This is a genomic window from Peteryoungia rhizophila (assembly GCF_004912145.1).
GTDB classification, from domain to species: Bacteria; Pseudomonadota; Alphaproteobacteria; order Rhizobiales; family Rhizobiaceae; genus Allorhizobium; species Allorhizobium rhizophilum.
This window is the reverse complement of sequence record NZ_STGT01000019.1, coordinates 1-670: the sequence shown is the minus strand read 5'-3', so window position 1 is coordinate 670 and position 670 is coordinate 1. Positions and strand designations below refer to the sequence as shown.

Below are 670 nucleotides of genomic sequence, written 5' to 3'. Positions count from 1 at the left end.
TTACCGCTTCTTCTACTCCGACCCCGCCTTCTTCCAGTCGATCTGGAACACGCTCCTGCTCGTGGGCGGCGTGTTGACGATCACCGTCGGTGGCGGCATCGCGATCGCACTTCTGCTCGACCAGCCGATTTTCGGCCAGGGCATCGTGCGGATCATGATCATCTCGCCTTTCTTCGTCATGCCGCCGGTGGCGGCACTCGTCTGGAAGAACATGATCATGCATCCGGGCTATGGGGTGCTGGCCGATATCAACCGCTGGTTCGGCTTCCAGCCTGTCGACTGGTTCGCGCAGTATCCGCTGTTCTCGATCATCATCATCGTCGCCTGGCAGTGGCTGCCCTTTGCAACGCTTATCCTCCTGACCGCCCTGCAGTCTCTCGACGGCGAGCAGAAGGAAGCGGCCGAGATGGACGGTGCCGGTTTCATCAACCAGTTCATCTATCTCACGCTTCCGCATCTCGCCCGCGCGATCACGGTCGTCGTCCTGATTCAAACGATCTTCCTGCTGGGCGTCTATGCGGAAATCCTCGTCACCACCAATGGCGGCCCGGGTTATGCGTCGACGAACCTCGTCTTCCTGATCTATCGCACGGCCCTTCTCGGCTACGACGTTGGCGGTGCATCTGCCGGCGGCATCATCGCCATCATCCTCGCCAACATCGTCGCATTC

The 670-nt window shown here is 60.1% G+C and carries 1 protein-coding gene; it reads left to right on the top strand.

Annotation, left to right across the window (positions count from 1 at the left end; translation table 11 throughout):
* The coding region (locus E9677_RS25085) for a carbohydrate ABC transporter permease (RefSeq protein ID WP_136560797.1) at positions 1 to 670 on the top strand (670 nt) is incomplete at both ends.